The sequence below is a fragment of the Burkholderia sp. HMSC10F09 genome, assembly GCF_001806955.1.
Classification (GTDB): Bacteria; Pseudomonadota; Gammaproteobacteria; order Burkholderiales; family Burkholderiaceae; genus Burkholderia; species Burkholderia multivorans.
Genome location: NZ_KV786611.1, coordinates 1 through 8463 on the forward strand (window position 1 = coordinate 1; position 8463 = coordinate 8463).

Annotated in this window: 8 protein-coding genes and 1 pseudogene; 8 read left to right on the forward strand and 1 reads right to left on the reverse strand. The window is 66.5% G+C overall.

The window, feature by feature from the left end; all coding sequences use genetic code 11:
* Positions 1–1164, reverse strand: a 1164-nt coding sequence (locus HMPREF3115_RS07160) for a collagen-like triple helix repeat-containing protein (protein ID WP_070553902.1), incomplete at its 3' end; no start/stop codon positions are given.
* Positions 1165–1851: 687 nt separating this feature from the next.
* Here HMPREF3115_RS07160 and HMPREF3115_RS07165 point away from each other — a divergent pair.
* The 8 genes and pseudogenes from HMPREF3115_RS07165 to HMPREF3115_RS07200 all read left to right on the forward strand — a co-directional run.
* A complete protein-coding gene (locus HMPREF3115_RS07165) occupies positions 1852–2079 on the forward strand; it encodes a Flp family type IVb pilin (protein WP_070553900.1) in 228 nt (75 codons plus the stop codon).
* A 99-nt stretch (positions 2080–2178) separates the two neighbouring features.
* Entirely contained in the window at positions 2179–2679 is a 501-nt protein-coding gene (locus HMPREF3115_RS07170) for an A24 family peptidase (protein WP_006404935.1), read from the forward strand.
* Positions 2676–3167 carry a TadE/TadG family type IV pilus assembly protein gene (locus HMPREF3115_RS07175; protein WP_053297314.1) on the forward strand — a complete coding sequence of 164 codons (492 nt, stop codon included), beginning with the start codon at positions 2676–2678 and terminating at the stop codon, positions 3165–3167. The genes HMPREF3115_RS07170 and HMPREF3115_RS07175 overlap by 4 nt, the downstream gene beginning before the upstream one ends.
* 65 nt (positions 3168–3232) lie before the next feature.
* Positions 3233–4162, forward strand: a complete 930-nt coding sequence (gene cpaB / locus HMPREF3115_RS07180) for a Flp pilus assembly protein CpaB (RefSeq protein WP_054316120.1) — start codon at positions 3233–3235, stop codon at positions 4160–4162.
* Positions 4163–4229: 67 nt separating this feature from the next.
* Positions 4230–5561: a type II and III secretion system protein family protein gene (locus HMPREF3115_RS07185; protein WP_006404932.1), complete on the forward strand. Its 1332-nt coding sequence runs from the start codon at positions 4230–4232 to the stop codon at positions 5559–5561.
* A gap of 60 nt (positions 5562–5621) precedes the next feature.
* Complete coding sequence (locus HMPREF3115_RS07190) at positions 5622–6896, forward strand: fimbrial protein (RefSeq protein ID WP_035488227.1); 1275 nt, start codon at positions 5622–5624, stop codon at positions 6894–6896.
* Between the two features lie 3 nt (positions 6897–6899).
* Positions 6900–8270: a TadA family conjugal transfer-associated ATPase gene (locus HMPREF3115_RS07195; RefSeq protein ID WP_006400297.1), complete on the forward strand. Its 1371-nt coding sequence runs from the start codon at positions 6900–6902 to the stop codon at positions 8268–8270.
* A pseudogene (locus tag HMPREF3115_RS07200) lies at positions 8263–8463 on the forward strand (pilus assembly protein); the annotation flags it as partial. The gene HMPREF3115_RS07195 and the pseudogene HMPREF3115_RS07200, both read left to right, overlap by 8 nt.

Genomic DNA, 8463 nt, shown 5'->3' on the forward strand with positions numbered 1-8463 from the left:
GACGGTCGAGACGAGGCCGGTGACGGGCGCCAGCGGGCCGCTGCCGCCGCCTGTGGCACCGCCGAGCGTGCCCGTGACGGTCGAGACGAGCCCCGTGAGCGGCGCGAGCGGGTTCGTCACGCCGCCGGTGCCGCCGGTAAGCAGGCCGCCGACGGCCTTCACGGTGTTGCCGGTCGACGAAACGGTATTGCCGAGGCCGGTCGTGACGGGGTTGCCGCCCGTCGACGCGAGCAGCGCGCCGGCCTGGTTCAGGCCGTTCCCGACGGTGCCGAGCAGCGTGTTGACCGGTGCGCCGAGACCGGTGGTCGTGCCGATCGTCTGCGTCGTCTGACCGACCATCGTCGTGATCGGCGTGATGGCCGAGCTGACCGTCTGCGTCACTTGCTGGATCGGGCCCGTCGACAGCACATTGCCGAGCGTCGTGCCGCCGTTCGATACCGCGTTGCCGACCGTCGACACGAGGCCGCCGACCGCGCCCGTGACCGGTGCGAGCGGCGACAGCGGACCACTGCCGAGGCTCGTGACGAGATTGCCGGTCTGCGTGACTGCGCCGCCGAGCTGATTGACGACGCCGCCCGTGCTGGCGACCGTAGTGCCGACCGGATTGGCGGTCGCACCGAGCTGGCCGAGACCGTTGCCGAGGCCGGTGCCGAGCGCGCTGACTGCGCCGCCGACGTTCTGCACGATGCCACCCGCTGCCTGCGTGGTGGCCGGATTGACGCCGGGCAGCGATTGCCCTGCGAGCATCGAGCCGGCGCCGGACAAGGTATCGCCCAGGTTCGTGACGACGTTGCTGCCTTGTGCGAGGACCTGTCCCACCGGGTTCGCGGACACGCCGGACGTTCCACTCGTTCCGCTGGACGTTCCACTCGTCGTGCCGCTCGTCGAGCCGCTGGTGCTGCCGCTTGTCGAGCCGCTCGTGCTACCGCTGCTCGAGCCGCTGGTGCCGCTCGTGCCCGAGGTGCCGGACGAACCCGACGAACCGGACGAGCCCGACGTGCCGCCGGACGTCACGATATCGCCGCCGCCGGAACTCGAGCCGCCGCCGAGTCCCTTGCTGATGGAACCGGAACCGCCGCATGCGGAGAGGGAGAGCATGGCTGCTACGGTGGCCGCGATCAGAGTCGCCCGGAACGTGCCATGAGGGATAACCTGAATGTCCATTTCGTCCTCGCATTAAAAGCTGTGTTGTGTTGAGTGATGCGGGGACTACTCTGCAACTGTCGTGCCAATTTGGCGGCCGAACGCGCCGAAATCGTTTTAAACCACGCAATTCCTTGTAGGAAAAGGAATTTAGGGGAGTAGAAAGATCGTTAAATCTTTTTAAGGGCGCCCCGAACCCCGTGATTTCGGCGGGCGCGTAACGTAACGTCACAGCATTGGCGTTACGCGTGCGGCGTAACGCGGAACAGGAAGCGGCACGGGGTGGAGCGGGGGCCGGCAGGCCGGTCGGACTGTTTTACTGATGGATTAGGTGTGCACATCTAACCTATCGTAAGTCCTATGTGTGGGATGCGCGGAAACGCCGTACAAATACAGGTGCGCCCACTGGCATTTTCCGGTCCCGATGGCCAAAAAGGGGTTGGAAATTAAAGAGAATCGGAGATAAGATTCTGGGCAGGTGTAAGGAAATGTACAGATCGGTACACGACGTTCGAGGAGGGGCTCTATCGCGAATGTTAACTTGCATCAAATGTTGAGCTGTGCCCTTCGGGGCGACCTATAAAGAGAAAGCACCCGGTCATCGTCGCGGCAAGCGCGGCGGGCGACGTGGGGCAAACGGGCCAGATATGCGAGGCAGTAGAACGTATAAAAGGCCACAGTACATAGATAAAGGCACGAGGAAAGAAAATGAAAGCAATCATCAAGCGCTTCCTTAAGGAAGAAACCGGGGTGACCGCGATCGAATATGGGCTGATCGCGGGGTTGATTGCCGTGGCAATCGTCGCGGGGGTTTCGTCGATTGGCGGGAGCCTGGGCAACATGTTCACCAATCTCGGCAAGTGCATAACTAACCCGTCGACGGAAGGTACGGCGAATGCTGCTTGCACTGCGCCGTGGACTAAGAGCGCCAGCTAAGCCAATTTCATCACCGCTATAAGATCGTCCTGATGTGCTGACAGACGGATTGCCCTTGGGCAATTCGTCTGTCGCGTTGCGCCCGGCGATCGTGATGCGATGGCACAGTTAATCTTCATCGGTGCATTTCTGGCTTGGGCGGCGTTTGTCGCTGCAAGCGATGTTCGCGTTCGGCGCGTTCCGAATTCGCTCGTTCTGGGCGGACTGGCTTTGGCGTTTCTCAGTGCATTTCTGAACGCGAATCCCTTCGGCATTTCCCCGCTTTCGGCAACGATCGGCATGCTGATCGGCCTGATTGCTTTCGTCCCGTTTTTTCTGCTTCGCGTGATGGGCGCAGCAGACCTCAAGGTCTTCGCGGTACTCGGTGCCTGGTGCGGCGCGCATGCGCTGCTCTGGCTGTGGATCGTCGCGAGTCTCGCCGCCGGTATCCATGCGCTGGTGCTGATGCTGGTGTCGCGCACGCCGATTCGCGCCTTGTGGCCGCAGGGCCAGCCGGTGCTCATGCTCGGCGGCCATCGCGCCACACCGTACGCGGCCTGTCTCGTGGCGCCGGCGGCCGTGTGGCTCGTCTACCTTGCCGTGGCGGGAGGCGGTCGATGAAGCGGCCAGGAACGCTTTGCGGGCGGCGGCATCAGCGCGGTGCGACGGCCGTCGAGTTCGCGATCGTGTTCCCGCTGTTTTTCCTGATCTTCTATGCGATCGTCACCTTCGGGATGGTCTTCGTCATTCAGCAGAGCCTCACTTTCGCGGTCAGCGAGGGCGCCCGGGCCGGCTTGAATTACGCGCCCGGCCTCGGTGGCGACGTCACTTCATGTGCGACCGCATCGAATTCCGTGACGCGTACGCAGAACGCGTGCAATACGACACTGGGCGCGTTGGGTTGGCTGGGCAGCGACGCGCAGCACCTGTCGGTTGCCGTCAAGACGGCCGCGTGCAGCAACGGCTCGTCGGGTTCGACGAACTGCCTGACGGTCACCGCGAGCTATTCGCCGCTTGCCTGGCTCGCGACGATGCCGTTTGTCGGGAAAGTGCTGAACGGGCCGCTGACGAGTTCCGCGGTCGTACAGATTCCGCAGTCGATGCTGTAACGGGCGCATGTGAGCCGCGCGACGCAAGAACATTCGAGCATTCATTCCGGCATTCCTAGATCAACATGACGAACAACTTGACGAAGATCATCGCGGGGCTCCTGATCGCGATCGCGGTTCTGCTCGGCATCTATGCCTGGATGCTCGGGCGCAGCACGCCGCGTCCCGCGCCGGTACAGCAAACGATTGCTGCGAGTCCGGTGCCGATCGTCGTCGCGACGCGCACGCTGCCGGCCGGGCAGCCGATCGCCGCCGACGCATTGAAAATCCAGCCGACGTCGCCCGTGCCCGCCGGCGCATTCGCCGACGCCTCCACACTCGTCGGCCGCGTGCCGGCGCGAGACATCCCGGCGTCGTCGCCGGTCGTCTCCGACGCGCTCGTATCGGGGCTCGCCGAGGACGTGCAGCCCGGCGAGCGCGCGGTGGCAGTGCGCGTCGACGAAACGAACGCGGTCGGCAACCGGCTGCGTCCCGGCAATTTCGTCGACGTGTTCCTGAACCTGAAGCGCGAAGGCAACGCGATGCTCGACGGCGAGGTGTCGCAGACGCAGGCGCGGCTGTTGATGTCGAAAGTCCGTGTGCTCGCATTCGGCGACGCCACGCCCGAGCGCGACAGCGGCAGCAACACGAACGGCAGCAACGCACAGCCGAGCAACGTGCGGATTGCCGTGCTCGCCGTGCCGACCGCGCAGGTCGACGCGCTGACGCTCGGCGAGGCGAGCGGCCGGCTGACGCTCGCGCTGCGCAATCCGCGCGACGACGAAATGGCGATGCAGACGGTTGCGGTGCGCACGGACAACAAGCTGTCGCCGTCGGCGCTCGCCGCGACGGGCGTATCGCTGCAGCAACTGTCCGGCACCACGAGAACCGCCGTCGCGAACGTGAACGTTCCGCCGCTGCCAACGCGGCTGCCGCCGGCGGTCCGCTCGAGCGCGGGCGGCGGCAGCAGCATTGAAGTGATTCGAGGCGGCCGGTCGGAAACGGTTGCGTATTGAACGGTATCGATGGCCATCGATGTCAGCGACGACAAGTAAGCATGGCCGCACGGCGGCCTACCACACAATGAAAAACACCCTGATTGCTTTCGCGATTGCCGTCTGGACCCTGACCTTCGCGTCGCTCGCGAGTGCGGGCGGCACGATCGAACTCGCGGTCGGCGCGCAGCGCCAGATCTCGGCGGGCCGTGCGCTGCAACGCGTGGCGGTCGGCGATCCGGCGATCGCCGACGTGCTGATCATGAAGGGCAGCCGTTCCGGGGCCGTGCTCGTGATCGCGAAAGCGCCGGGCGCGACGAACGTGATGCTGTGGGAGCGCGGCCGCGACGAGCCGACGGTCTGGAACGTGGAAGTCGTTGACGCGGCTGCGCACGCGGTGCTCGACGATTCGACGCCGCGCGTGAACACGTACGGCGGCACGTCGGTGCTGCGCGGCACGGCGGCGTCGCTCGATGCGCACGAACGGGCGGTCGCGGTGGGCAAGAACGTGAGCGGAAAGGGGACGGTGATCGATCGCTCGACGCTGGCCGGCAAGAACGTCGTGCAGGTCGACGTGCGCGTCGTCGAATTCAGCCGCTCGGTGCTCAAGCAGGTCGGCTTCAATTTCTTCAAGCAGAGCAACGGCTTTTCGTTCGGCTCGTTCTCGCCGGGCGGCGTTCAGTCGTATAACGGCGGCGCGGGGCCCGGCTCGGCCGGCTACCTCCCGACGCTGGGCGCGCCGGTGGCGTCCGCGTTCAACCTCGTCGTCAATGCGGCGGGCCGCGGCATCTTCGCGGATCTGTCGCTGCTCGAGGCGAACAACCTCGCGCGCGTGCTCGCCGAGCCGACGCTCGTCGCGCTGTCGGGACAAAGCGCGAGCTTCCTCGCCGGCGGCGAAATTCCGGTGCCGTCGCCGCAAGGGCTCGGCTCGACGGCGATCCAGTGGAAGCAATACGGTGTCGGTCTGTCGCTGACGCCGACCGTGCTGAGCCCGCAGCGCATCGCGCTGAAGGTGGCGCCCGAATCGAGCCAGCTCGACTTCGTGAACAGCGTGACGATCAGCGGCGTCGCCGTGCCGGGCATCACGACGCGCCGCGCCGATACGACGGTCGAGCTCGGCGACGGCGAAAGCTTCGTGATCGGCGGCCTGATCGATCGCCAGACGATGTCGAACGTCAGCAAGGTGCCGCTGCTCGGCGACCTGCCGATCATCGGAACGTTCTTCAAGAACCTGAACTACCAGCAGAACGACAAGGAACTGCTGATCATCGTCACGCCGCATCTCGTTGCACCGATCGCGAAGGGCGCGGCGCTGCCCGCGACGCCGGGCCAGTTGTCGGAGCAGCGCGACGGCCCGGTGTGGCGCTCGTATCTGGGCGGCGCCGCCTCGCCGGATGCCGCACCGGGATTTTCGAAATGAACGCGAAACATTGCAGGTTGCGGCGCGTCGCGACGATCTGCGTATTCGGGGCTGTTCGAGATGAATGCACGAACCCAATCATTGTCTGAACCCGCCGTGACCGACTATTTCGTCTGCGCCTCGTCGAAAGAATCGCACGTCCGCTGGCTCGCCGATACGCTCGTGTCGGCCGGCGCGGTCGAAGGCGCATCGCTCGAGCCGGGCGTCCTCGCGCAGCGCATCACGGGACTCAATCCGGCGCTCGTCTTCATCGATTTCTCCGACGGCAGCGCGGCCGCGAGCGTCGCGGCGGCCGCCGTGCGCGCCGCGCATCCGGGGTTGCCGATCGTCGCGCTCGGCTCGCTGGCTCAGCCGGAAAGCACGCTCGCCGCGCTGCGCGCCGGCGTGCGCGATTTCATCGACGTGTCGGCGTCGGCCGAGGACGCGCTGCGCACGACGCGCGGGCTGCTCGCGAACGTCGGCGAGCCGGCGAGCCGCCACGGCAAGGTCGTCGCGCTGCTCGGCGCGCGCGCCGGCATGGGCGTCAGCACGCTCGCGGCGAATCTCGCGGTGTGGCTGCAGAAACACGCGCTGGGGCCCGGCGCCGTCGCCAAGCCCGACGCCGGCGTGCCGGCCGGCCGTCAAACCGCGCTGCTCGATCTCGGCCTGCCGGCCGGCGACGGCGCGCTGTTCCTGAACACGCGCTGCGAGTTCCATTTCGTCGATGCCGTGCAGAACCTGCGCCGCATCGATCGCACCTTCGTCAACACCGCGCTCACGCGCCACCGCAGCGGCGTCGCGCTGACCACGCTGCCGCCCGACCTCGGCGGCTTGCGCGACGTGTCGTATGCGTCGTGCATCGGCCTGCTGAACCGCTTTCGCGCATTCTTCGACCAGCAGGTCGTCGATCTCGGCGGATTCTCGAACCGCGAGTTCGTGACGCAAATCGCATCGTCCGCCGACGAGGCGTGGCTCGTCTGCGATCAGGGCGTCGCATCGATCGTGTCCGCGGCCGATCTGCTGACCGGGCTGCGCGATGCGGGCGTCGACACCGACCGCCTGCGGCTCGTCGTCAATCAGTACGATCCGGCGCTCGACCTGCTGCCCGGCCAGATCGCCGACCGGCTCGGCATTGCGCTCGTCGGGACGCTGCCGTCGCGCCGCGTCGCGCTCGGGCGTGCCGCGAACCAGGGGCGGCTGATCGTCGACGAAGCCGAGCGCGATCCGTACGTGCGCGCGCTCGAACAGCTCGCCGCGCGGCTGCCCGGCGTGTCCGGCAGCGCGAGTCCGTCGCGCGCGGCGCCGCGGCTGTCCGCGCTCAAACGTCTCATTCAACCTTCGTCCAAGCGGTCGTAAGCGATGGCACACGACATTCAATTCGCCGACGGCGCAGCGCCGTTCTCCCAGACGCAGCAATTTCACGACATCAAGAATGCCGCGCACGAGCATCTGCTGACGCGTATCGAGGAACTGGGCGCCGAGTTCGGCCGTTGGTCGCGACAGGCGATCAACCAGTTCGTCGACCTCGAGATCGACAGCTTCGTGCGCCTGCGCCGCATCCCGCTCAACGAGAACGAGGTGCGCACGATCGCCGAGGCGCTGACGAAGGAGCTCGCAGGCTTCGGCCCGATCGAGGATCTGCTCGCCGACCCGGCCGTCGAGGACATCCTGATCAACGGCTACAAGGACGTGTATGTCTCGCGTCACGGGATCCTGACGAAGCTGCCGGTCCGCTTCACCGACAACGCGCATCTGCTGCGGATCGTGCGCCGCATCCTCGCGCCGATCGGCCGCCGTCTCGACGAATCGAATCCGATGGTCGACGCGCGCCTGCCGGACGGCGGCCGCGTCAACGTCGTGATCGAGCCGCTGTCGATCGACGGGCCGATCGTCTCGATCCGGAAATTCCGCAAGGATCCGCTGAAGCCTGCGGACCTGCTCGGCAACGGCACCTACAACGAGGAAATCGGTGCGCTGCTCGAAGCCGCGGTGGAGGCGCGCTGCAACGTGCTGGTGTCGGGCGGTACGAGTTCGGGCAAGACGTCGCTGCTCAATGCGCTCGCGTTCCACATTCCCGAAATCGAGCGCGTCGTCACGATCGAGGACACGGCCGAGCTGTCGCTGAACCATCCGCACGTCGTGCGGCTCGAGAGCCGGCCCGGCGGTTTCGACGGCACGGGCGTCGTGACGATCCGCGACCTGCTGCGCAATACGCTGCGGATGCGTCCGGACCGGATCATCGTCGGCGAAGTGCGCGGCGGCGAAGTGCTCGAAATGCTGCAGGCGATGAACACCGGCCACGACGGCTCGATGGGCACCGTGCACGCGAGTTCGCCGCGCGAGTGCCTGTACCGCCTCGAGATGCTCGCGGGCTTCGCCGGCTTCCAGGGCACCGAGTCGAGCCTGCGCAGGCAGATCGCGAACGCGATCGATTTCATCGTGCAGATCGGGCGCCTCTCGAACGGGCGACGCCGGATTCTTTCGATTACCGAGGTGACCGGGCTGTCCGACAACATCATCTCGACGCAGGAGCTCTATCGCTATGAGGCGCGCGTGACGCCGGAAGGCGAGGAGATCGATCACTGGGAATCGCTCGGCATTCATCCGCACTCGCCGAAGCTCGCGCGCTTCCGCCAGACGCTCGCGAACAGCGGCTTCGGCGACACCGGCGGGTTCGGCGGCGGCTTTGGAGGCGGCGGCTTCGGTCGCGGCGGGGGCTTCAATGTATAGCGCGATGCTCTGGGTGCTCGCGTTCGCGATGCTGTGCGTCGCGTCCGGGCTGATGCTGTGGCGATATGCGGAAACGCATCGCGTGCGCACCGACGCGAAGCGCTTCATGGACAGCCGGCTCGAGCCGGGCGCACGCGCGGCGGCGCCGGCCGCGAGGCCTGCAGCGTCCGGCCCGGCAGGAGCATCCGGCGCG

Coding starts and splice junctions, on each gene's coding strand:
- HMPREF3115_RS07165 (WP_070553900.1), top strand. CDS start 1,852: ATGAAAGCAATCATCAAGCGCTTCCTTAAGGAAGAAACCGGGGTGACC.
- HMPREF3115_RS07170 (WP_006404935.1), top strand. CDS start 2,179: ATGGCACAGTTAATCTTCATCGGTGCATTTCTGGCTTGGGCGGCGTTT.
- HMPREF3115_RS07175 (WP_053297314.1), top strand. CDS start 2,676: ATGAAGCGGCCAGGAACGCTTTGCGGGCGGCGGCATCAGCGCGGTGCG.
- cpaB (WP_054316120.1), top strand. CDS start 3,233: ATGACGAACAACTTGACGAAGATCATCGCGGGGCTCCTGATCGCGATC.
- HMPREF3115_RS07185 (WP_006404932.1), top strand. CDS start 4,230: ATGAAAAACACCCTGATTGCTTTCGCGATTGCCGTCTGGACCCTGACC.
- HMPREF3115_RS07190 (WP_035488227.1), top strand. CDS start 5,622: ATGAATGCACGAACCCAATCATTGTCTGAACCCGCCGTGACCGACTAT.
- HMPREF3115_RS07195 (WP_006400297.1), top strand. CDS start 6,900: ATGGCACACGACATTCAATTCGCCGACGGCGCAGCGCCGTTCTCCCAG.